Origin of the sequence: Glutamicibacter sp. ZJUTW (genome assembly GCF_008370855.1) — a bacterium.
Classification (GTDB): Bacteria; Actinomycetota; Actinomycetes; order Actinomycetales; family Micrococcaceae; genus Glutamicibacter; species Glutamicibacter nicotianae.
In genome coordinates this window covers 973,621-995,086 of record NZ_CP043624.1, presented here as the reverse complement: position 1 = coordinate 995,086, position 21,466 = coordinate 973,621, and the positions used below count along the sequence as shown (strand labels likewise).

The window sequence follows — 21,466 nt, the reverse complement described above, 5'->3', positions numbered from 1 at the left end:
GGCTTTTCGTGCTACATTGAGGCCAGCAATTGAACACCGTTCAGGACTGGCTGATTCTTGGCAGGCAGTCGCCCAACCACGCGAAGGACCCCATGAGCATCTCCACGCAACGCATCGGCACCGCAGAATTCACCGAGCTGGCCGCCCGCATCGCCAACGGCTACCAGCTCACGGAGGCAGAAGCCCTCGGCCTGCTGGCAACGCCGGACGCCGACACGACACGGCTGGTCAACGCGGCCGGACTGCTTCGGCGCAAACATTTCGGCAACACGGTGAAAGTCAACTACCTGGTCAACCTGAAGTCCGGCCTGTGCCCCGAGGACTGCACGTATTGCTCGCAGCGTTTGGGCTCCACCGCGGAAATCCTGAAGTACACCTGGCTCAAACCCGAAGAAGCGGTGCACCAGGCCGGCCTGGGCATCGCCGGCGGCGCCTCGCGGGTCTGCATGGTGGCCTCCGGAAAGGGGCCCACGGACCGCGATGTCGACCGGGTTGCCACGATGATCGGCGCACTGAAGGAAGACCATCCCGAGGTCGAGGTCTGCGCCTGCCTGGGCATCCTGAAGCAGGGGCAGGCCCAGCGGCTCAAGGAGGCCGGTGCCGATGCCTACAACCACAATCTGAATACTGCCGAATCCCTCTACCCGGAAATCTGCAGCACGCACAGCTTTGACGAGCGTGTCTCCACCGTCCAGCAGTCCCAGGCCGCCGGCCTCTCCCCCTGCTCGGGGCTCATCGTCGGCCTGGGCGAAACCCCAGAGCAGCTCGTCGAGGCGATCTTCGCACTGCGCGCGCTGGATGCCGATTCCATTCCGGTGAACTTCCTGATGCCATTCGATGGCACCCCGCTGGAAGGGACCTGGAACCTGACACCGCTGGCCTGCCTGCGGATCCTGGCCGTGGTGCGCATGGCCTGCCCGGACAAGGAATTGCGGATGGCCGGCGGTCGCGAGATGCACCTGCGCTCCTTGCAGGCCACCGCGCTGGAAGTGGCCAATTCGCTGTTCCTCGGCGACTACTTGACCAGCGAAGGCCAGGATGCGAAAGCCGACCTGGCAATGATTGCCGACGCCGGGTTCGTCGTGCTCGGGCAACAGGGCAAGGACCCGATGCAGCTGGCCGCGGAACTGCGCGAAGCCGCCGGCCATGCAGCGCGCCAGCCATCGGATGCCGGCAATGCCGGTTCCACGGGCTGCGCAGGTTCCTGCTGCTCCGCTGCTGATTCTTCGCCCTGCGGCAGTTCTGCCCCCGGTTGCGGCAGCGGCAACGGAAGCGCCGAACCGGTGCTGCGCCGCCGCGGCGCCGGAACCGCGCAGAGCCCTAACGCATGATCGCCACCGGAACGACGCTGTTGGAGAGGGATGCCGGGCTGCTCTGGCACCCCTATGCTTCCCTGGATGCCGGCGCGCACTATGCGGTGCGCGAGGCGCACGGCGCCCAGCTGGTCCTGGAAGACGCCGCAGGAAACCGGCGCGAGGTCATCGACGGGATGTCCTCATGGTGGTCGACGGTGCACGGCTATCGCCACCCGGCTCTGGATGCCGCGGCCCGCGGCCAGCTGGAGCGCTTCAGCCACGTGATGTTCGGCGGCCTGACCCACCAGCCGGCCATCGAACTGGCCGAACGCCTGGTCGCGCTGGCCCCGGAGAGCTTGCGCCACGTGTTCCTGGCCGACTCCGGGTCGATCAGCGTCGAAGTCGCGCTGAAGCTCGCCCTGCAATACCAGGAGGCCAAGGGCCGCACCGGACGCCACCGCTTTGCCGCGCTGCGCGGCGGCTACCACGGGGACACCTTCGCCACCATGGGCATCTGCGATCCGGTGGACGGGATGCATGCCGCGTTCGCCCCGCGCTCCTCCGGCGAGCTGTTCCTTCCCAAGCCTCCTGCGGCGCGCCGCGACGCCGCAGGCGGCTGGGAATATTCAGTCGCCGAATTGGCGCAATGGGAACAGGAAACGCACGAGCTGATCGCGGCCCACGCCACCACGCTGGCCGGGCTCGTCTTCGAGCCGGTGCTGCAGGGAGCCGGCGGGATGCACATCTATCCCCCTGCGGTGCTGCGCACCCTGCGCGAGCTGGCAGACCGCCACGGACTGGTGCTGATCGCCGACGAAATCGCCACCGGCTTCGGGCGCACCGGGCAGCTGTTCGCGGTGCATCATGCCGGCATCGAACCGGACATCATGTGCGTGGGCAAGGCGCTGACCGGCGGGTACCTGACCCTGGCGGCGATGCTGTGCTCTTCGCGGATCGCTTCGGCCCTGTCCGGCAGCGGGGGCTCGGCGGGCGCGGCATTGCTGCACGGCCCGACGTTCATGGGCAACCCGTTGGCCTGCGCGGTGGCTTGCGCTTCGCTGGATCTGCTCGCCGGGGAACCGGGCACCTCGGCAGAGCGCGCTCCGTGGCGGCAGCAGCTCGCCACCTTGGAATCCGGGTTGCGCACCCACTTGGCACCGGCCGCACAGCTGGCTTCGGTGCAGGAAGTGCGGGTGCTGGGCGGGGTGGGGGCCATTGCGCTCGCCTCCCCGGTCCAGGTGGCCGCGGTAACCGAAGCTGCCGTCCAGCGCGGGGTCTGGATCCGTCCCTTCCGGAACCTGGTCTACGTGATGCCGCCGTATATCAGCACCGCCGAACAGCTCGCGGAACTGGGCCGCGGCGTGGTGGGCGCCGTGGAGCAGGTCCATGGCTGAGCCGGGTTGGGACTCCTGGCTGGCCACGCGCGCCACGGTGCGCCAGCGGCGGGGGCTGCAACGCAAGGACTCGTCCGCGGCGGGGCTCTTCGACTTGTCTTCCAACGACTATTTGGGGTTGTCCGGGCACCGCGATGTCCGGCAGGCCGCCGCTCAGGCCGCCCTGGATTACGGCGCCGGAGCTTCGGCCAGCCGGGTGGCCGCCGGAACCCTGCCGGTGCATCGCGAGCTGGAAGCCGGGCTCTGCGATTACTCCCAGCGCCAAGCCGCCCTGGTGTTCTCCAGCGGCTACACCGCCAACCTCGGGGTGCTCGCCGCCCTCGGCGGTCCGGGGAGCCTGTTCATCCTCGACGCGCATGCCCACGCCAGCCTGATCGACGGCGCCCGTCTTTCGGGTGCCGAAGTCGCCACCGCAGCGCATAACGACCTGGCTGATTTCACCCGCCTGCTGGAAGCCAACTGCAGCGCCCCAAGCCCCAAGCCCCGCGTCCTGCTGGTGGTCGAATCCGTCTATTCGGTATTCGGCGACGCCGCGCCGCTGCCCGGGCTGGCGGCACTGTGCGCCAAGTTCGACGCTTTGCTGCTGGTGGACGAAGCGCATTCGCTGGCCGCCACCGGCCAAGGCTCTGCAGTGCTGGCCGCCGGACTGGCCGGCCACGGGCGGGTAGTCTCCACGGCGACCTTGTCCAAGGCCCTGGGGTCGCAGGGCGGCGCGGTGCTCATGGGCGGGCCTGGCGCGGCGGCACTGCGCGATCATCTGGTCAACACCGCCCGCACCTTCATCTTCGATACCGCGCTATCCCCTGCCGCGGCAGCCGGAGCGCTGGCGGCCTTGCGCTTGGCCGGGCCGCAACGCCGTGGCGCACTGGCGGAGAATGCGCTGCTGATCCGCGACCAGCTGCAAGCCCACCCGGCCCTGGCCGGCCGCGTGGAAGCCGGGGCCGGAGCCGTGCTCTCGGTGAAGATGCCCAGTGCCGGCGCCGCAGCCCGGGCGGCCGAAACGCTGGCCGTCCAGGGCATCTCGGTAGCCTGCTTCCGACCGCCCAGCGTGCCCGATGGCATCTCCCGCATCCGGCTCACCGCCCATGCCCACCACGGGCACCCGGAATTGTCTGTAGCCATCCACGCGGTAGCCCGCGCCATCATCCAGGAGGATTCATGAGCTGCCCTTTCGCCACGACGGCGAGCGCTTTGGACCTGGCACCGCTCGCCGGGCCGCTGTCCGAGGCCTACCCGGACGTTGTCAACGCGCGCTACCGGAGCATCGAGGATCCGGACACCGTCCGCGCCATCCTGGCGCGGCCCGATGAGTTCTCGCCGGCCAATGCCCTGTCCACTGCGGTGAAGCCGGAACCTGCGGCGCTGCGGGTCCTTGCCCGGGCGCGCTTCGCGCTTCCCGAGGTGCTGGCCAGCGCTTCGGGCCCAGGGCATCTGGAAGTGCGCCGGATTGTCGCTGGATTCTTCAGTCCCGCCAAGGTCCGTGCCCAGCGCGAGCCGATCCTGGACCGGGTGCGCGGGATCTGCGCGGAGCTCGAGCCCAGGCTGCGCAAGGGGGAATCGGCGGATCTGGCCACCGAATTGGCAGCGGTGATCCCGGTGGAAGCCATGGCCCGGCTCACCGGGGTGCCGGTGCCCGAGCTGGGGACGCTCAAGGCCTGGAGCCGGGACTCGCTGGAGCTGTTCTGGGGTTGGCCCGATGCGCAGCGGCAGCTGGTGCTTGCCCGCAGCGCGGCGCAATACTTCGGCTGGCTGGATGCATCGGTGCACCAAGCAGTGCAACGCGACGATGGGAATCTCTACGCCGCATTGCACCGGGCCGGGGTATCCGAACCCCAGATCCGCTCGCTGGCTTATTTCCTGGGCATCGCCGGACAGGAAACCACTTCGATGCTCATCCAGACCGCGTTGCATGCGGCGTTGCATGATCATCGCTGGGAAGCCCTGGCGCAGGCGGGCACGGAAGAGGCCGCGGCCCAGGGGCTGGTGCGCGAGGTGCTGGCCCGGGCCTCCTCGGTGCCGACTTGGCGGCGTATTGCCCTCAAGGACACGCGGATCGGGGACCTGGAATTCGCCACCGGGGAGCAGCTGGTGCTGCGCTTGGCCGGTGGCGAGCTCGGCGCCGCCGGCGATGATTCACTGGCTTTCGGCTACGGGATCCACCGGTGCCTGGGCGCTTCCCTGGCCAGGATGGAAACCGAGCTGGTGCTCTCCGAAGCCGCACGCTGCCTGCCGCTGGCCGTCGCCGATGGGCCGCCCGTGCCCTTCGGCCATCTGCTGTCATTCCAGGCGCCACCCGCAGTGCCCATCACCTACCCTGCAGAGAGGATGCTGGGATGATCCATGCAATGACCGGAACCGATACCGAGGTCGGAAAGACCGTAGCCACCGCGGTGCTGGCCGCCCGCTCACTGTCCCACGGGCAGAGCGTCGCCATCTACAAGCCGACGCAGACCGGCCTGGGCAAGTCAGAACCCGGGGACGCCCAGGATGCGGCACGCTGGCTGGGCAATCCCGGCCAGCTCTCGGCCTTCGAAGGGGTGCGCCTGCGCCACCCGATGGCACCGGTGGATGCAGCGCTGTGCGCTGGGCTGGATCCGGCTGCTGTGCTGCCCACCTTGGCCCAGCACGTGCAGCAGGTCGGCGAGCTCGATGCCACGCATGATGTGGTGATCATCGAGGGGGCCGGCGGCTTGCTTGTGGAGCTGACAGCGGCCGGGGAAACCATCGCCGATCTGGCGCAGGCCGTGGGGGCCAGCCTCGTCGTGGCCGCCCGCCCGGATCTGGGAACGCTGAACCATACGGCATTGACCCTGGAGGCCTGCAGTACCCGCGGTTTCACCCGGGGCACGTTGCTGCTGGGCAGCTATCCGGAACACCCCGAGCCGCTGCATCAACGAAATCTGGCGAATCTGCGGAACATGGCCGCCGGCCATGGCTGGGATTTTGCCGGGGCGCTGCCAGCTGGCCTGGTCCGCGATCCTAGCCGGTGCCGCGCCGCCCTGCATGAAGCGGCCGCGACACTGGCCTGGCCGGGCCTTGCCCTGGACCCTGCTAGTTCTTTGGCAGGGTGAGGATCTCGGCTCCGGTATCCGTGATCGCGATGGTGTGCTCGGTATGCGCGGTGCGGCAGCCGGTGGAGCTGCGCAGAGTCCACCCATCCTTATCAGTGACCAGCTTGCTGGTGTCTTCCATGATCCAGGGTTCAAGCGCGAGCAGCAGGCCCGGGCGCAGCGTGTAGCCCCGGCCTGCACGGCCGTCATTGGACACGTGCGGGTCCTGGTGCATCGTGCTGCCGATGCCGTGGCCGCCGAATTCCAGGTTCACCGGATAACCTTCGGCGGTGAGCACCGAGCCAATAGCGAAGGAAATATCGCCAATCTTGGCTCCCGGGACCGCAGCTGCGATACCTGCGGCCAAGGCGCGCTGGGTTACCGCGATCATCTTGAGATCTTCTGCCCGCTGCTTCTCTCCCACAATGAAGCTGATGGCCGCGTCCGAAGCGATGCCGCGCAGCTTCACCGCCAAATCCAAGGTCAGCAGGTCGCCGTCGGCGAGCGCATAGTCGTACGGCAAGCCATGCAGCACCGCGTCGTTGACACCGGTGCAGATGTAGTGGCCGAAGGGACCATTGCCGAAGGCGGGGGCGTAATCGACATAGCAGGATTCCGCGCCGGCTTCCTCGATCAGTTCCTTGGTCCAGGTGTCGATTTCCAGGAGGTTGGTGCCGACCTTGACCCGGTTCTTGAGCGTTTGCAGGATGGTGCCAACAAGGCGTCCGGTGTCCCGGGCGCGGTCCAGTTCGCTGGGGGTGAGTATCTCAATCATTCCAATTATTATACCGGTCAAACTTTACCGGTACTATAATTTTTCCATGGTCAGATTGCCGCTTACTCCCCGCGAAATCGAGCAGGGAAAGAACCTTGGTGCACTGCTTCGGCGGGCGCGCGGGGAACGCACCATCCTCGATATCGCGCTCGAGGCCGGGCTTTCCCCTGAAACATTGCGGAAAATCGAGACCGGACGCGTAGCCACTCCCGCGTTCTCAACCATCGCCGCCATTGCAGCAGTGCTGGACCTTTCCCTGGACAGCATCTGGTCCAGCATGAACGACGCGGAGCCGGATAGGGCCGCAGGGCTTTCGGATAGGCGGCTGCTGCGCCGCTAGCCGTGCTGGTCCGCCGCGGAATAACGGGATGCGGCCGCTTGTTGCCCCAAACTTGAAGAACATCGGCTTTTTGTCCTTCGGCCACTGGACCGACCATCCGCAATCCGGCACCCGCTCAGCATCTGACGCACTGCTGCAGGCCATCGACCTGGCAGTCGCAGCCGAGGAGCTCGGCGCGGACGGCGCCTACTTCCGCGTGCACCACTTCGCGCAGCAATACGCTTCCCCGTTCCCGCTGCTCGCCGCCATCGGCGCACGGACCAGCCGCATTGAGATCGGCACCGGCGTGATCGACATGCGCTACGAGAACCCGTTGTACATGGCCGAGGATGCAGGTTCAGCCGACCTGATTTCCAATCGCCGGCTGCAGCTGGGCATCAGCCGCGGCTCGCCCGAGCAGGTTATCGACGGTTGGCGGCATTTCGGCTTCGAGCCCCGCGAAGGCGAATCGGATGCCGACATGGGCCGCCGCCACGCCGAGCGGCTGCTCGAAGTGCTCTCCGGCGAGGGCTTCGTCGAACCCAGCCCCAAGCCGATGTTCCCCAACCCTCCCGGCTTGCTGCGCATCGAACCGCACTCCAGCACCTTGCGCGAGCGCATCTGGTGGGGTTCGGGCTCCAATGCCACCGCAGTATGGGCGGCGAAGCTGGGAATGAACCTGCAAAGCTCCACGCTGAAGGACGATGAATCCGGCAAGCCTTTCCACGTCCAGCAGGCCGAGCAGATCGCGCTCTACCGCCAGGCCTGGAAAGATGCCGGCCATGCCCGCGAGCCACGGGTTTCGGTCAGCCGCAGCATTTTCGCGCTGACCGACGAGCGCGACTGGCAGTACTTCGGCCGCGACCGCTACAGCTCCGACCAGGTGGGCAACATCGATGCGAAGACCCGTGCGGTCTTCGGCAAGTCCTACGCCGGCGAACCCGATGAGCTGGCCAAGAAGCTGGCCGAGGACGAAGCGATCGCCGCAGCCGACACGCTGCTGCTGACCGTTCCGAACCAGTTGGGCGTCGATTACAACGCGCACGTCATCGAATCGGTGCTCAAGCATGTGGCTCCGCAATTAGGTTGGCGGTAGCACAACGAAGGATGGTGCGCCTAGATTGACCGTGCCATCATAGCCACATCATGATCAGCCCGTTGCCGCAAGGCGCGGGCTGGTTTTCTGTGTGCAGGAGAGCCAGATGGCATAGCATTCGAAGCACCGGCTAGAGCGTATCAAGGTTCGCCGCGACAGTTCCAAACCAGCCGGGCGTCGATTACAACGCACATGTCATCGAATCGGTGCTCAAGCACGTGGCCCCGCAACTGGGTTGACGCCGAACCGACTGAATCGTTACGCCGACTCCTTGCCCAGTTATTTCGTTGAGACCTGCACCACTAGTGTGGATCAAGAGAACAAGAAGATTTCACGCAGATTCAGGGAGTAACACATGAGCAAGCCATTGAACGTCGCCTTCATCAAGGCCAGCTGGCACGCGGATATCGTTGACCAGGCGCTTGCCGGGTTCAAGGCCGAGATGAAAGCTTCCGGGCAGGAATGCTCCATCAACGTCGTTGCCGTACCCGGTGCCTACGAAATGCCGCTTCAGGCCATGCGCCTGGCGAAGACCGGGAAGTACGATGCAGTGGTGGCCGCGGCCCTGGTGGTTGACGGTGGCATCTACCGCCACGACTTCGTGGCCCAGGCTGTGGTCGACGGGCTGATGCGCGTGCAGCTGGACACCGACGTGCCGACCTTTTCGGTCAGTCTGACCCCGCACCACTTCCACTCGAACGATGAGCACCAGGCCTTCTATTTCGAGCATTTCCTGAAGAAGGGTGCAGAAGCTGCCCGCGCAGTGCGGGCAGTGGCAGGTATCGAACTCTAGCGAATTCGCGAAAACAGGAGTTCCGCCTTGGCCAAGATTTCACTGGCCAAGGCGGCACACCTGCGTTGTTTCGAAATGCTATACCTGCCACGGATCTACAATGGTCATTTTTCACGCTTACCTTGCTTCCACAAGGCAATGTCCAAAACTCGCAATAGCGACAAATGATGTTGGCCTGCTGCAAGCCTGATCGCTCTGAGCATGCCGACGAATTCGGCTGCTTCAGGCGAACCGTCGTGGAACGCGGAATACCAAGCGTTCCACTGTTCTCCGCTACCCTTGATGCCGACAACTGCTTTGACAACCGAATCATAAACCGGAATTAAATCTGGCCGTTTACGAGCCATAATTTTGCTCACTGTGGTTTGGCCGAGGTTCCAAGGATCATCATACTGCCGCAGAATCTTCCACAATTTATCTGCAGGCGATCCCGGGGCGAGATATTTCTCGAATTGCTCAGGCGTCAGATTCTCAAACTTCAAGTCCTGCGGAATTTGTGACAGCAATTCACTGATTTGCTCGGCTAGTGTTTCAAGGATTCCCAAGGAAGCCTGCGCTGGCACGTCCACGGACAGCATCGAGACTGCCACCAAGTCGATCGCAGTGATCTGATTTGGATCAATGTCGACATCTTCGCCAAGAGTTTCAAAGCGGGATCCAGAATATTTTGGCCGGCCGTTTTCCATGGTCGCAAAATAGTCCTGTATATCGGTTACCGCAGAGTCGAAGTCGACTTTTGATCGAAGTTGCATTTATGCCGATCCCATCCTTGGTTGAATCTCTGATCATTACAACATATCCGAGAATACCGACGTTTTGGACTGTCAATCTTGATTTAAGAAATTAGGCGACACGTAGTTTGTCCTCCGCACTCGATACGCTCGATGCATGATCGATTTCAATAATTCTTCCGTCTTCAAATTGGGTCCCTGGGACCTGTCGCAGGTAGCTCCTGAAATCATGCCCATGCTGGTTGCTGGCGAAGAGCTGCAGGCCGCCTTCAAGGGCGCCCGCGACTACGTGGTGTTCACCGATAAGCGGCTCATCGCCGTCAATGTGCAAGGCATGACCGGCAAGAAGCGGGACTACACCTCGTTGCCGTATTCGAAGGTCCAGTCGTTCTCGGTTGAAACGGCTGGAACCTTCGATCTGGATGCTGAACTGGATCTCTGGTTCAGCTCATTGGGCAAGGTCCGTTTGGAGTTCAAGGGCAAGGTGGATATCCGTGCCCTGTCGCAGCTGGTCGCCGGCTACGTCTTGTAGCGGACCCTTTTACCAAGCCTCGCGCGGGCTCAGCCGTGCCGCGGCCATCGAGGCACCCAGGATGATGGTGCGCATGAAGCGCTCGGCCGCTTCGATGAGCAGCCGTTCCCCGTCATCCACTGCTTCCTGCAGTGTCATGGGAATGGGCATGATCGAGGCAATGGCATCGATGCCGATATCGTGCACGTCGCGGCAGCCGCGGCCCAGCGTTCCTGCCAAGGCCACTACCGGCACGCCATGCAGCGAGGCGCGCCGCGCGACTTCGGCAGGCACCTTGCCCTTGGGAGTCTGGAAGTCGATGGCGCCTTCTGCGGTGATGACCAGGTCCGCTCCGCGCAGCATCGAGTCCAGATCGATGCCGGCCAAACCCGAGTCCAGGATCGCCTCGAAGCGGGGCAGAAGCACCGCTCCCACCGCGGCCAGACCGGCACCCAGTCCGCCCGAAGCACCGGTTCCCGGGGCCAAGGCGAAATCGGTGGAGCGCGCGGACTCCAGCGCATCGCGGCGCAGGATCGAGGCCCAGCGTTCGAAGCCTGCCGACATGCTTTCCACCTGTTCCTCGGTGGCGCCCTTCTGCGGTCCGAATACGCGCGCCACTCCGCGCGGTCCGGTCAGCACATTGTGCTGGTTCAACGCCATCGTGATTTGCACTGTCCCGGCGGCCAATGCCGGGTGCAGGCCGGAGAGATCGAGCCGGTCCACGCGGCCGAGGTAATTGCCGCCGGCTTTGACCTCACGGCCCTTGGCATCGAGGATCTGTGCTCCCAGTGCCTGCAATGCGCCCATGCCGCCATCGGAGGTGCCCGAGTCGCCGCAGCCCACCAGGATCTTCGAAGCCCCGGCATCGATCGCGGCCGCGATCAGCTCCCCCACTCCGTAACTGGTCGTGGTTCCCGGATCCCGCTGGTCGCGGGGAACCAGCCGCAGGCCTGCCGCGGCTGCCATTTCCACGACAGCAGTTCCCTCCGCCTCGCCGCCGAGCATCGCGTAGTGCGACTGGACCTGCTGGCCGACCGGACCGGTGACCGTTACCGGCACCAGCTGGCCGCCGGTAGCGCAGGCCAGGGTTTCAGCGGTGCCTTCGCCGCCATCGGCGATGGGCACGGCCTTGACAGCCGCTCCGGGCAATGCCCGGCGGACGCCGGCGCCGATGGCTGCCGCTACGGCTGCGGCGTCGAGGGATTCCTTGAAGCCCGACGGTGCGACCAGGATGCGTTGTGGAAGTGCGTGTGCCATGATTCTTTGTCCTATTCAGTGAGGATGGATGCGTTGGAAATGAAGCTTTGAAGTGAGTCAGAGGAACAGCGGCAGTCCCATGGCCGGCCAGATCCAGAAGGCGAAGGCCAAGACCAGCAGGACCATGAGCGGTCCGAGCACCGCGCTCAGGCGCAGCAGGTCTGCTGGCCGGTAGGTTTCGATGCTTTCGATCTCGGAGAACAGGTTCACCGGTTTCGCGCTGCTGGTCAGGGTGTGGCAGAAACCGGCCGCGGCGGTGGATGCCAGGGCAATAGCCACCGCATTGACCCCGACGCCCGGGGCGAGGGACACCACCAGCGGGATCAGCACCGCTGAGCGGGCTGAGCGGGACTGGATGACCAGATGCGCCGCGGCGGAGATCACCACCACCAGAATGGTGAAGACCCAAGCGGCGGCAGCTCCGAGCTGCTCTACCGGGCCAAGCACCCGGCGGGCCAGCCAGTCAGCGGCTCCGGTTCCGGCGAGCGCGGTGCCCAAGGTCAAGGTCGCTGCCATGAAGATCAGCATCGACCACGGCACCGCCTTCAAGGCCTTGGCCAAGCCGACCGAGCCGTATCCCGGACTGGCGACCAGCAACGAGCCGAGCAGGGCCACGATGGCGGGATGGAGCTGATGCAGCGGCTCGGTGCACCAGAGCACCACCACCGCCGCGACCAGTAGCGCTGCCCTGGATTGCCCTACCGTGAGCGGGCCGGTCAGCGGCACCGGCGAATGCTCCTGCAGCCGTTCGATGCCCACGGCCAGCGGCTGGGCACGATCTTCAGCGCGGGTGAACATCCACAGCACCAGTTCGGCGCACAGATGAGAGGAAACGAAAGCCAACGGCAAGCCGTAGACCAGCCAGCCAGCGAAGGAGAAACCTTCATGCCCTGAGGCCGTGAGGATCTGGCTAGTGATCAAGTGCGCTCCCGCACCCAGGTAGGATGCCACCGCCGAAAGCAGGATGACCGAGGGGAAGACCAGGGCCAGGGCCAAAACGACGCGGCGGCGATCCGCCAGGGCCTTGGCCAGGGCGATGAACACCGGAATGGCCAGGGCCGCGCGCCCGGAGGTGGAGGGCACCGCAAATGCGGTGGCAACCAGCACCCCGGTGGTCAGGTGGATCAGCTGCCGCGGGGTGTTCGCGCCCGCGGCAATCCAGGCTGCGGCACGGGTCGCCAGTCCGGTGGCGGTAATCCCCGCCGCGATCACGAAGGCGGCCAGCAGCAGCCAGATGGTGTCTTCGCCCAGCGAGGAGAACAGTTCGGCTTCGGGCAGCACCCCCATGAGCACCAGTACCACGGCTGCACCCAGGGCGATGTAGGTATCGCCGACCGGCGAGAAGATCCAGAGCCAGATGGCCACGGCGAAGACCGCCAGGGTCAGGGCTCCTTGCGCAGGCAGTGCCTGCGCTGTTCCGGCCGCCGGGCCGAAGGCTCCGTAGGCGCACCAGGCAAGGAAGGCCAGCAGGAGCAGCGCGGCGATGACCCGCGCGGCGCTCTGCCTGCTCCATCGGCTTGGTGCAGCGCCGGCCTTGCCCGGTTCGGCACTCTGGCCCATGGGCCGCTGGGCGGTGTAGCGGAATCCCGCGTGGGGCGCGGTTGGCTTGATGCTCATGCCTCGCCTCCGAGGCTGCTGGCCATGGACTGGGCGAAGTCTTCCTCGCAGCTGCTGCCATTGCCGGCGTCGGCCAGCGGCAGGGAGAATCCGAAGCTGGTCCCGTTGCCCTGTCCCGATTCCACCCAGGCCGTGCCGCCGTGGGCTTCGGCAACCGCTTTCACCACGGCCAGTCCGAGACCCATGCCGGACCCCTGCTCGCCGGTACCCGGTGCGCTGCGGTAGTTCTCCAGAAGGGCACGGGCTTCTTCCGGGTCCAAGGCCGGTCCATCATTGGCAACCCAGAAGCTGGCCATGCCATCGACTGCGGCAGAACCGATCCGGATGCTTTGGCCATCTTCGGTATGCGCGACCGCATTCTGGATCAGCTGGTGCATGGCCTGGGCTACGCGCAGCGGATCCAGCCACGCCTGGGCCTTGGCGGACTCGGCGATCCTGAATCGGCGGTCCGGGTAGGCTCCCGGACGGGAAGCCGCCGCGGCGACATCCGCCGTGACTTCGCCAACGGAGATCATCTGCCGCTGGATGAAGTTCGGGGTGGAGCTTTGCGCCAGCAAGTCCAGGTCGGCAAGGGTCTGTCCCATTTGCGAAATATGGTCGTGCGCGGTGCTGATGATGGCGTTGCGTTGCTTGCGCGGAAGATCTTCCTCATTCAGCTTCTGCAGGGCGGAGGCCAGCTGGCGTTGCGGGCTGCCCAGGTGCTCGCGGGCTTCGGAGATGAAGTGGCGTTGGGCCAGATGCGAGGCTTCAACCCGGTCGAGCATCGCGTTCAGCGTGCTGGCCAGTTGCGCCAGGTCGTCTCGTCCTTCCACCAAAACGCGGGCCGAGAGGTCTTTGGCGGAAATCGATGCGGCGGTTTCGCTCATGGTGCGGATGGGGCGCAAGATCTGGCCGGCTGCCAGCCAGGCGATTCCCGCCGTCAGGGCCAGTCCCCCGGCTGCTACGCCAAAGAGCATCGTTGCCTGCCGGTTGGCTTCTTCCTGAGCACCGCCGATGAAGTGCGCGACAACCAGGTGTGCCTGGTGGCCTTCGCCATTGGCCCCTGAGGCGTCCTTCGCCTCGGCTTTCGCCCAGCGGACCGTCCCATGGTTGCTCTCCTGGATTCCAGAAGTCTTCGCGTCATTGAGAATCCGTCCCAGGAGCGCCGGGTCTTCAGCCAGCCAGCTCCCGGCCTGGTTTGCGGCGGTTCCTGCGGCGAGCACCCGGCCGTCGGCCTGGCCGATGATCGCTTCGCCGGCCATTGGCTGCTGGCGGGCCAGATAGCGTTCCATCAATTCGCCCATGGAGGAAAATGGCCGGGCAGTCTTCGGATCCAGCCCCTCGGCCGCGAACGTCCTGAACTCCTCGATTTCCTGCGCGATGCCCACGTTGGCTGCCTCGGCAACCTGGCCGGACATGATCGAACGCATCGAGACTGTGACCGCCAGCAGCGCCAGTGCAGTAGTCAGCACGATCCAGCCGACAATGCGCAGCCGCGCCGAAACCGTTGATCCTTGGTTCTCCCGGGAGTCAGTCATGGTTTCCGCCGTCCTGCTCCTGCGATTTTGCAGCATTTGGCGCCGGGGCTAAAGAGAGCTGGACAACGATCGGTTCATGATGCGGGATGGGCGGATTGGCCTTGTCGGCAAGAGCCTGGCTGGCACCTGCCAGTCCCGCTGGCACGGCCAGCACGACGAGGATGAGAAGTATGCGACGAATCATGTTTTGAACATTAAAAAACCCTTGTGAGGGGGTCATTAGGGACTTGTTAGAAGATCATGGCTCGCCCATGAGAATTAAATGAGAGCGTTCGAAAACCCCGTGATCTCGCGCTTTCCCCGGGCTCTGAGTCGCGGAGAATTTCATGAAGATTTGTTCAATCCCGCGGATATCCATGTTCTTGGTGCTGTAACAATTGCTGGTTGGCCTTCGGCCACTGAAGAAGGCAGGGAATCAACGAGGTCCGCGGATGGAAGGCTCTTGAGGTGCCGGCGCGAAAAAGCGGTACAAGAAAAGAGGCTCCGCCATCCTTGATTGGATGGCGGAGCCTCTGCGAATGCGAGCTACTTCGTAGCCCAGAGCACCGATTCATCGGAGAACGAGATCGTCTCGCTCACGCGGATTTTCGCATCTTCCACGGCCTCGGCCGGCACGTCGAAGACTACCTGGTAGCTTCCCTTGCCGCCGTTGGCCAAGGTAGGCAGGTCCATGCCCGGCTTCGCGGGGACCGCGGTCGCGCTGGAAGTGCTGTAAATGCTGGCATCCGATCCCACGAGTTCCGGATTCAGATCCAACCAGGCATCACCTTCTTCGTCCCCGTTGTAGACCACGGAGAGGTCAACCAGCACATACTGGCCTTCGGCCTTCTCATTGAACTCGTTGGCCTTGGCGATCTCTGCTCCGGCGTCCAGGTTCACTGCGCTGACGTTCACCGAATACTCGCCAACGGTAGCCGCCTCACCCAAGGCCAGTACCTGTGATTCATCTTCGGCCTGCTCGATGACCTCCGCCGGGGCTGCCACCTCGCCGTCCGATGCGTCGGCAATATCGTTGGCAACCTCATCGATCGCCTTCACGTACGCTGCCTGGGTGGCAAAGACCAGGATGATGGCCACGATGGCAATGATGCTCGATGCGATGCCCAAGCCCTTGCTGCCACGGCGCTTGGAGGCGACGACGAGCGAGATGACACCGAGCACCAGGGCAATGAAGCCGAGCACCGCGGCGATGTTGTTGACGATCGGCACCCAGCACAATGCCAAGGCAACGATGCCCACGACCAGGGCCGCGATGCCCAGGCCCTTGCCAGCCGTGGTCCTGGCCTGGGGCGCCGGCGGCGCCACGTTCGGGTCGAGCGGATTTTGTACAGACATGAAAGTTTCCTTCGAGTGAAGACGGCGCCACGCTGGCACCGAGTCGGCGATCGGCTCAAGCGGATGACTGCTCCAGCCGATTCGGAGTCCTTGTTGACTCTTCAAGAGCTTGTCATTGCGCACCGACAATTTAGCTTCCCGCAATTCTTTGCCTGCGATTCTGCCGAGAATTTTCGTCCCCTTGGCGGGCCGTTCGCACAACCCGGGCGATTAATTACAGAATGCAGTCATGGCCACTTCCATTGAACGTTCTCCGGGCCGCAGCACGCTGCGCTATGTGCGCCTGATGCTGCTCGTGGTGCCCCTGCTCCTCGTCGTCGCGATTGTCATCTATGGCATTGCCAACCAGCGCATCGAAGACTCGCTGAGTTCCTACTACCTGGGACCGGCACGAGACCTCTTCGTCGCAATGCTGGTGACTACCGGGGTGTTGCTGGTGGTCTATACCGGAGAAGAGCTGGAAGATTTTGCCCTGAATTTAGCCGGCTTCTACGCCATGTTCGTTGCAGTGGTCCCCACCAGGCTGGGAGAAACGCTGGCAGACCTGCCAATCGGCGAGCAGCGGCGGCTGATCTTCTCCGTGCAGGTATCGGTCATTGCGGTACTCGTCGTCAGCGTGGTGTTCATCTGGCTGGGAATCCGGACCAGCAACGCTCCGCACCGCGCGCTGTTCCAGAGCAACTTGACCAAAATCCTGGGATTGCTCAGCACCCTGCTCCTGATCGCCTTTGTCCTTCTGCTGTTATGGCGGACCATCGAAGGCGGGCAGTTCGCCGGAGTGCATGCCGGCGCCGCGTTCCTGCTGATATTCTCCATGGGCATCGCCATTGCAAGCCATCTGGATCATAGGCCACTGTGCTCGATGGATACCAGCGGCGGCAAGAAGACCCACTATGCAATCCTCTTGGTGCTAATGCTGCTTGGGCTGATTGCCTGGCCGATTCTGCTGGCGCTGGGCATCGAAGAAGCGTTGTTCATTGTCGAATGGTTCGAGATCGGGTTGTTCTCGTACTTCTGGTATCTGGAATCCCGGCGCTTGTGGAACCCAGCGGACTGACTGCTACTGGGAAAAATTGCACCGGCATGCCCGGCCCGAGGCCCCGATGCACGGCTCGTGGATTCCGGCTTTTCAGGCGAAAATAAAAAGTTCCGGCTCGCAGATGCGAGCCGGAACTTTTCTGTAAGCTCCTCCAACTGGACTTGAACCAGTAACCCTTCGATTAACAGTCGAATGCTCTGCCAATTGAGCTATGGAGGATTGCAACGAGATATAACTTTACCCAAGAATCCCGTGATTGCAAAATCGGGATCCTAGGTCCCGCGCAAGATCCTCCGGCGCATTTCCAGTTCCATTAATTCCCGGTTGATCTGCGCATATTCTTCACCCTCAGGTTCCATTTCCGCACGCTGCAGCCGGCCGATGAGCTCGGCCTTGCGGTGTGTGATTTGAAGCTCAATCAATCCATTGATGATGTCGGCGCAGTAGCGGTTCAGGCTGTGCTCATCCGATGCCGGAATGCTGGTCACGGCAAGTTCCGAGACGAAGCTGCGCAATTGCTCCGGGACTTCGTTGCGGATCACTTCAACCCAAGAGGTCGCCGAAGCTCCTGCACTGGAAGCGGCAACGATCCCGTCGTGGACAGCCGAGTGGGCCGGGGCCAGGAACCGGGCCTCGTAGAACGCCTGCCATTGCTCGTCCTTCAGCCGTTGCGGCTGCTGGATGACAACTTCCAGTGCCTGCCGTTCAAGGCGCATCACCGGGTCTCGGTGATCAGGGCGTTCGAAGGCCGGCGCGGCCGGGGTGGCCGGTTCGGCTTCGCCTGGTTGCGGGCGCGGTGCCTGCAATTCAGCGTTTTTCGGCAACCGGGCGCGCTTGATGGAGGCGCCGACCGAGCGGTTGACGTCTTCGTTGTTCATTCCCAGCCAACCGGCCAGCTCACGGGCATACGCCGGACGAATGGCGGAGTCGCGAATCTGCGCAACGATGGGGGCGGTCTGGCGCAAGGCCTGGACGCGTCCTTCAACGGTGTTCAGATTGAATTTCTTCAGTTCGGCACGGATGGCGAATTCGAACAGCGGACGCTTGAGCTCAATGAGCTCGCGTACCGCTTCATCCCCGCGGTGCAACCGCAGATCGCAGGGGTCGGCACCGGTTGGCTCAACGCACACATAGGTCTGGGCGATGAACCGCTGGTCTTCTTCGAACGCGCGCAGCGCGGCCTTCTGCCCCGCGGCGTCGCCGTCAAAGGTGAAGACCACTTCGCCTCCGGTGCCGTCATCCTGCAGCAGGCGGCGGGCAATCTTGATGTGGTCGGTGCCGAACGCGGTACCGCAGGTGGCCACCGCGGTGGTGATGCCAGCCAGATGGCAGGCCATCACGTCGGTGTAGCCTTCCACCACGACAATCTGCCGGTTCTTGGAGATCTGCTTCTTGGCCAAGTCGATGCCGTAAAGCACCTGGGACTTCTTGTAGAGCTGGGTCTCCGGGGTGTTCAGGTACTTTGGCCCCTGGTCGTCCTCGTAGAGCTTGCGCGCACCGAAGCCGATGGTTGCCCCCGACAGGTCGCGGATCGGCCACATGACCCGTCCGCGGAACCGGTCGTAGATGCCGCGGTTGCCTTCGGAGAACATGCCGGTGAGCTTCAGCTCGTCATCGACGAAGCCCTTGGAACGCAGGTGCTTGAGCAGCGAATCCCAGCCCTTGGGCGCATAGCCTACCGAGAATTGGGCTGCGACTTCCGCGTCGAAGCCGCGGCCAGCGAGGAACTCGCGGCCCGCGGCGCCTTCATCGGTGGCCAGCTGCGCGCGGAAGAATTCCTCGGCGACCTTGTGCGCGTCGACTAGGCGCTGGCGCTTGCCGTAGTCCTCGCGGCGCGGCCCCGGTCCCCCGTCCTCGTAGTGCAGCTCGTAGTTGATCCGGGCTGCGAGCAGTTCCACCGTTTCGGTGAACGAGGAATGGTCCATTTTCTGGATGAAGGCGATGACATCGCCGGACTCGCCGCAGCCGAAGCAATGGAAGGTGCCCAGCTGCGGGCGGATATGGAAGGACGGGCTGCGTTCGTCGTGGAAAGGGCACAGGCCCTTGTACGAGCCGATGCCCGCGGATTTGAGCGTGACGTAGGATTCGACAACCTCGCGGAGGTCGGTGCGGTTGCGCACCTCGTCGATATCTTCACGCTTGATCAGCCCTGCCATGATTCCCTTCTAGAACAACTTTGCGTCAGGGGCTTCGCCCTTGACCAGATACGAGTGCCACTCGGTGGCCGACAGGTCGGTGAGCGAGGCGACCTGGTCAATCACCACGCGCAGCTGCGCGGCCTCATCAGCGGCGTCCTCCCAGTCGGCTGCGAAGATCGGCTCCAGGTTATCCCGGCCGGTCTCGAAGAGCAGCTGAACCAGTTCGGCCAGCAGCGTGCGCTGGTCCTCATAGAGCGGCTGGCGCACCTCGGAGGTCATCACGTAGCTGGCGGCGATGCCCTTCATCACGGCAATCTCATGCTCGGTTTCCTCGGGCACGATCAGGCTCGCGTTGTAGCGGGTGAGATTGCCGTCCCCGTAGCGGGCACGGGTGGCATCCATGGCGGCGGCGGCGAAACGGCCAATGAACTGGCTGGTCATGTCCTTCAGCGCGGCCATGGAACGCCGCGAGCCGTCAAAGTGGGCAACCCACTCCTCGCTGGCTTCCAGGCGGCGCAGCGCAGCATCGATATCGGCCTCGTCGGTCATCGGCAGGTACCAGTCCTTGGTCACCTGCAGCGCACGGTCGCGCTGCATATCCTGCTTGAGCCAACGCAGCTGCAGCTTGCCGCCGACAATTGCGTCTTCCACATCATGCACGGAGTAGGAAATGTCGTCAGCCAGGTCCATGACCTGGCCTTCCATGCAGACTGCTCCCGCGGTGGCCTCCGGAACATTGCGCAGCCACGCGAAAATCGTCGCGTCATCTTCATAGACGCCGAACTTCTTGGTCTTCTTGCCGTTGACTTCGGGGGCATCAGCCTTCAACCACGGGTACTTGCATGCCGCGTCCAGCGAAGCGCGCGAGAGATTCAGCCCGGCCGAATGCCCATTGTGCCTGAAGGTCTTCGTTTCCAGGCGGGTCAGCAAGCGCAGCGTCTGCGCGTTACCCTCAAACCCGCCGATGTCCTTGGCGACCTTGTCCAGGGCTTTTTCCCCATTGTGGCCGAAGGGCGGATGGCCCAGATCGTGTGCCAAGCAGGCGGTATCAACGACATCCGGATCGCAGCCCAGGGCTGCACCGAGCTCGCGGCCCACTTGGGCCACTTCCAATGAGTGCGTCAGCCGATTGCGTACGAAGTCATTCTGGTTCGGTGCCACAACCTGGGTCTTGGCACTCAAACGGCGCAATGCAGAGGAATGCAGGACGCGGGCACGGTCCCGCTCAAACGCGGTGCGGTACGACTTCTTTGCTGGTTCAGGCACCCACCGTTGCTGGTCGGCTTCGGTATATCCGGGGATCTGAGTCATGGTTCCCAGTCTAGTGAGTGATTGCCTGCATTTCGGAGTTATCCACTAGTGGCGTAGCCGTGGCCAGCGAATGGGACCTAGCCGCCGGAAATATCCAGTTCGGCGGCCTTGATCATTTCGCGGTGGGCGTCGCTCATCACGCGGTTATCCAGCCAGCCGTCGGGCACGTGGGTTTTCTTCGGGTGGCCGGCGCGGCCACGGGTGCCCTCAGCGCCCTCGCCCGGGTACGGCAGGTCCAGATCCAGCTGGTCCAGCAGTTCGCGCAGGCGGGCCAGGGATGGCACCTGGGCCAGCTGCGAGCGGATCTCGCCGCCGACCGGGTAGCCCTTGAAATACCAGGCGATGTGCTTGCGGATATCGCGCATGCCCTTGCCCTCATCCTCGAAGAACTCGGTGAGCAGCTCGCCGTGGCGGTACACGGTGTCAGCCACCTTGCGCACCCCGGGACGGAAACGGTCCGCGCGGCCCTCGAAGGCAGCCTGCAGGTCGCCGAAGATCCATGGGCGGCCCTGGCAGCCGCGGCCCACCATGATGCCGGCGGCACCGGTCTGCTCCACCATCTCGATGGCGTCCTCGGCGCTGAAGATGTCGCCGTTGCCCAGCACCGGCATGTCGTCCATGGCCTCGCGCAGGGTGGCGATGGCCGACCAGTCCGAATGGCCGGCATAGTACTGGCCCGCGGTGCGCGCATGCAGGGTCACTGCGGCGGCGCCGTGGTCGCGGGCGATCTTGGCGGACTCCAGGTAGGTCACGTGGTCCTTGTCGATGCCGATGCGCATCTTCACGGTCAGCGGGATATCGCCCTTGGCGGCCTCGGACGTGGCTGCTTCAATGATCGAGGTGTAGAGGTCGGTCTTCCAGGGCAGCGCCGAGCCTCCGCCCTTGCGGGTGACCTTGGGCACCGGGCAGCCGAAGTTCAAATCGACGTGGTCCGCCAGGTTCTCGTCAACCACCATGCGCACGGCGGCACGCACGGTTGCCGGATCCACGCCGTAGATCTGGATGGAGCGGATCTCTTCATCGGGGTCGTGCGAAATGATGCGCAAGGATTCGGGGTTGCGTTCCACCAGCGCGCGGGCGGTGACCATTTCGGTCACGTACAGCCCGCCGCCGTATTCGCGGCACAGGCGCCGGAAGGCGCGGTTGGTCACGCCGGCCATCGGAGCAAGGACCACCGGGGTATCAATGGTCAGCTTGCCCAGCTGCAGCGGTGGCAGCTTGAGGGTCGGAGTGTTGGTGGGCGCATCAGTCAGGGTCGTCACCCATCCATTGTCTCGCATGAACGCAA

Annotated in this window: 20 protein-coding genes and 1 tRNA gene; 10 read left to right on the top strand and 11 right to left on the bottom strand. The window is 64.1% G+C overall.

The annotated features are described in order from the left end of the window. The first annotated feature begins 92 nt into the window (after positions 1-92). From bioB to bioD, 5 genes are read left to right on the top strand one after another with little or no spacing between them, the layout of a single operon-like run. Complete coding sequence (gene bioB, locus F0M17_RS04690; RefSeq protein WP_149597703.1) at positions 93-1,331, top strand: biotin synthase BioB; 1,239 nt, start codon at positions 93-95, stop codon at positions 1,329-1,331. After that, entirely contained in the window at positions 1,328-2,689 is a 1,362-nt protein-coding gene (gene bioA / locus F0M17_RS04685; RefSeq protein WP_149596551.1) for an adenosylmethionine--8-amino-7-oxononanoate transaminase, read from the top strand. Before bioB ends, bioA begins: the two co-directional genes overlap by 4 nt. Next, positions 2,682-3,851 carry an aminotransferase class I/II-fold pyridoxal phosphate-dependent enzyme gene (locus F0M17_RS04680; RefSeq protein WP_149596550.1) on the top strand — a complete coding sequence of 390 codons (1,170 nt, stop codon included), beginning with the start codon at positions 2,682-2,684 and terminating at the stop codon, positions 3,849-3,851. Before bioA ends, F0M17_RS04680 begins: the two co-directional genes overlap by 8 nt. After that, the gene (locus tag F0M17_RS04675; protein WP_149596549.1) at positions 3,848-5,026 is read left to right on the top strand and encodes a cytochrome P450; all 1,179 of its coding nucleotides are present in this window, start codon (positions 3,848-3,850) and stop codon (positions 5,024-5,026) included. Before F0M17_RS04680 ends, F0M17_RS04675 begins: the two co-directional genes overlap by 4 nt. Beyond that, positions 5,023-5,760: a dethiobiotin synthase gene (gene bioD / locus F0M17_RS04670; protein ID WP_149596548.1), complete on the top strand. Its 738-nt coding sequence runs from the start codon at positions 5,023-5,025 to the stop codon at positions 5,758-5,760. The genes F0M17_RS04675 and bioD overlap by 4 nt, the downstream gene beginning before the upstream one ends. Here bioD and map read toward each other — a convergent pair. Continuing rightward, the gene (gene map / locus F0M17_RS04665; RefSeq protein WP_149596547.1) at positions 5,741-6,514 is read right to left on the bottom strand and encodes a type I methionyl aminopeptidase; all 774 of its coding nucleotides are present in this window, start codon (positions 6,512-6,514) and stop codon (positions 5,741-5,743) included. The genes bioD and map overlap by 20 nt on opposite strands. 46 nt (positions 6,515-6,560) lie before the next feature. Between map and F0M17_RS04660 the strand changes: the two genes are divergently transcribed. From F0M17_RS04660 to F0M17_RS04645, 3 genes are all read left to right on the top strand, one after another. Further along, positions 6,561-6,854, top strand: a complete 294-nt coding sequence (locus F0M17_RS04660; RefSeq protein ID WP_058255293.1) for a helix-turn-helix domain-containing protein — start codon at positions 6,561-6,563, stop codon at positions 6,852-6,854. 52 nt (positions 6,855-6,906) lie between these two features. Further along, positions 6,907-7,929: an LLM class flavin-dependent oxidoreductase gene (locus tag F0M17_RS04655; protein ID WP_149596546.1), complete on the top strand. Its 1,023-nt coding sequence runs from the start codon at positions 6,907-6,909 to the stop codon at positions 7,927-7,929. Between the two features lie 355 nt (positions 7,930-8,284). After that, entirely contained in the window at positions 8,285-8,722 is a 438-nt protein-coding gene (locus tag F0M17_RS04645; RefSeq protein WP_149596545.1) for a 6,7-dimethyl-8-ribityllumazine synthase, read from the top strand. 104 nt (positions 8,723-8,826) lie between these two features. Here the strand turns inward: F0M17_RS04645 and F0M17_RS04640 are convergent, their stop codons facing one another. Beyond that, the gene (locus tag F0M17_RS04640; protein WP_149596544.1) at positions 8,827-9,474 is read right to left on the bottom strand and encodes a DUF6308 family protein; all 648 of its coding nucleotides are present in this window, start codon (positions 9,472-9,474) and stop codon (positions 8,827-8,829) included. A 136-nt stretch (positions 9,475-9,610) separates the two neighbouring features. Here F0M17_RS04640 and F0M17_RS04635 point away from each other — a divergent pair, with 136 nt between their 5' ends. Further along, on the top strand, positions 9,611-9,985 hold the full coding sequence (locus F0M17_RS04635) for a PH domain-containing protein (protein WP_038989752.1): 375 nt from the start codon (positions 9,611-9,613) through the stop codon (positions 9,983-9,985). 9 nt (positions 9,986-9,994) lie between these two features. Here the strand turns inward: F0M17_RS04635 and F0M17_RS04630 are convergent, their stop codons facing one another. From F0M17_RS04630 to F0M17_RS04610, 5 genes are all read right to left on the bottom strand, one after another. Further along, complete coding sequence (locus F0M17_RS04630) at positions 9,995-11,221, bottom strand: glycerate kinase (RefSeq protein ID WP_149596543.1); 1,227 nt, start codon at positions 11,219-11,221, stop codon at positions 9,995-9,997. Positions 11,222-11,278: 57 nt separating this feature from the next. Then, the gene (locus tag F0M17_RS04625; RefSeq protein WP_149596542.1) at positions 11,279-12,838 is read right to left on the bottom strand and encodes an SLC13 family permease; all 1,560 of its coding nucleotides are present in this window, start codon (positions 12,836-12,838) and stop codon (positions 11,279-11,281) included. Continuing rightward, complete coding sequence (locus F0M17_RS04620) at positions 12,835-14,355, bottom strand: ATP-binding protein (RefSeq protein WP_073706711.1); 1,521 nt, start codon at positions 14,353-14,355, stop codon at positions 12,835-12,837. Before F0M17_RS04620 ends, F0M17_RS04625 begins: the two co-directional genes overlap by 4 nt. After that, positions 14,348-14,575: a hypothetical protein gene (locus F0M17_RS04615; RefSeq protein ID WP_073706710.1), complete on the bottom strand. Its 228-nt coding sequence runs from the start codon at positions 14,573-14,575 to the stop codon at positions 14,348-14,350. The genes F0M17_RS04620 and F0M17_RS04615 overlap by 8 nt, the downstream gene beginning before the upstream one ends. A gap of 305 nt (positions 14,576-14,880) precedes the next feature. Beyond that, entirely contained in the window at positions 14,881-15,690 is an 810-nt protein-coding gene (locus F0M17_RS04610; protein WP_149596541.1) for a DUF4352 domain-containing protein, read from the bottom strand. A 229-nt stretch (positions 15,691-15,919) separates the two neighbouring features. Between F0M17_RS04610 and F0M17_RS04605 the strand changes: the two genes are divergently transcribed. Continuing rightward, positions 15,920-16,747 carry a hypothetical protein gene (locus F0M17_RS04605; RefSeq protein ID WP_149596540.1) on the top strand — a complete coding sequence of 276 codons (828 nt, stop codon included), beginning with the start codon at positions 15,920-15,922 and terminating at the stop codon, positions 16,745-16,747. A gap of 128 nt (positions 16,748-16,875) precedes the next feature. Here F0M17_RS04605 and F0M17_RS04600 read toward each other — a convergent pair. The 4 genes from F0M17_RS04600 to dusB all read right to left on the bottom strand — a co-directional run bounded on the left by F0M17_RS04600 (position 16,876) and on the right by dusB (position 21,458). Continuing rightward, positions 16,876-16,948: transfer RNA gene (locus F0M17_RS04600), tRNA-Asn, on the bottom strand. A 53-nt stretch (positions 16,949-17,001) separates the two neighbouring features. Beyond that, entirely contained in the window at positions 17,002-18,885 is a 1,884-nt protein-coding gene (gene dnaG, locus F0M17_RS04595) for a DNA primase (RefSeq protein WP_149596539.1), read from the bottom strand. A 9-nt stretch (positions 18,886-18,894) separates the two neighbouring features. Continuing rightward, positions 18,895-20,178 carry a deoxyguanosinetriphosphate triphosphohydrolase gene (locus F0M17_RS04590; protein WP_149596538.1) on the bottom strand — a complete coding sequence of 428 codons (1,284 nt, stop codon included), beginning with the start codon at positions 20,176-20,178 and terminating at the stop codon, positions 18,895-18,897. A 77-nt stretch (positions 20,179-20,255) separates the two neighbouring features. Continuing rightward, positions 20,256-21,458, bottom strand: a complete 1,203-nt coding sequence (dusB, locus tag F0M17_RS04585) for a tRNA dihydrouridine synthase DusB (RefSeq protein ID WP_073706707.1) — start codon at positions 21,456-21,458, stop codon at positions 20,256-20,258. Between the last annotated feature and the right edge of the window lie 8 nt (positions 21,459-21,466).

Coding starts and splice junctions, on each gene's coding strand:
- bioB (WP_149597703.1), top strand. CDS start 93: ATGAGCATCTCCACGCAACGCATCGGCACCGCAGAATTCACCGAGCTG.
- bioA (WP_149596551.1), top strand. CDS start 1,328: ATGATCGCCACCGGAACGACGCTGTTGGAGAGGGATGCCGGGCTGCTC.
- F0M17_RS04680 (WP_149596550.1), top strand. CDS start 2,682: ATGGCTGAGCCGGGTTGGGACTCCTGGCTGGCCACGCGCGCCACGGTG.
- F0M17_RS04675 (WP_149596549.1), top strand. CDS start 3,848: ATGAGCTGCCCTTTCGCCACGACGGCGAGCGCTTTGGACCTGGCACCG.
- bioD (WP_149596548.1), top strand. CDS start 5,023: ATGATCCATGCAATGACCGGAACCGATACCGAGGTCGGAAAGACCGTA.
- map (WP_149596547.1), bottom strand. CDS start 6,514: ATGATTGAGATACTCACCCCCAGCGAACTGGACCGCGCCCGGGACACC.
- F0M17_RS04660 (WP_058255293.1), top strand. CDS start 6,561: ATGGTCAGATTGCCGCTTACTCCCCGCGAAATCGAGCAGGGAAAGAAC.
- F0M17_RS04645 (WP_149596545.1), top strand. CDS start 8,285: ATGAGCAAGCCATTGAACGTCGCCTTCATCAAGGCCAGCTGGCACGCG.
- F0M17_RS04640 (WP_149596544.1), bottom strand. CDS start 9,474: ATGCAACTTCGATCAAAAGTCGACTTCGACTCTGCGGTAACCGATATA.
- F0M17_RS04635 (WP_038989752.1), top strand. CDS start 9,611: ATGATCGATTTCAATAATTCTTCCGTCTTCAAATTGGGTCCCTGGGAC.
- F0M17_RS04630 (WP_149596543.1), bottom strand. CDS start 11,221: ATGGCACACGCACTTCCACAACGCATCCTGGTCGCACCGTCGGGCTTC.
- F0M17_RS04625 (WP_149596542.1), bottom strand. CDS start 12,838: ATGAGCATCAAGCCAACCGCGCCCCACGCGGGATTCCGCTACACCGCC.
- F0M17_RS04620 (WP_073706711.1), bottom strand. CDS start 14,355: ATGACTGACTCCCGGGAGAACCAAGGATCAACGGTTTCGGCGCGGCTG.
- F0M17_RS04615 (WP_073706710.1), bottom strand. CDS start 14,575: ATGACCCCCTCACAAGGGTTTTTTAATGTTCAAAACATGATTCGTCGC.
- F0M17_RS04610 (WP_149596541.1), bottom strand. CDS start 15,690: ATGTCTGTACAAAATCCGCTCGACCCGAACGTGGCGCCGCCGGCGCCC.
- F0M17_RS04605 (WP_149596540.1), top strand. CDS start 15,920: ATGGCCACTTCCATTGAACGTTCTCCGGGCCGCAGCACGCTGCGCTAT.
- dnaG (WP_149596539.1), bottom strand. CDS start 18,885: ATGGCAGGGCTGATCAAGCGTGAAGATATCGACGAGGTGCGCAACCGC.
- F0M17_RS04590 (WP_149596538.1), bottom strand. CDS start 20,178: ATGACTCAGATCCCCGGATATACCGAAGCCGACCAGCAACGGTGGGTG.
- dusB (WP_073706707.1), bottom strand. CDS start 21,458: ATGCGAGACAATGGATGGGTGACGACCCTGACTGATGCGCCCACCAAC.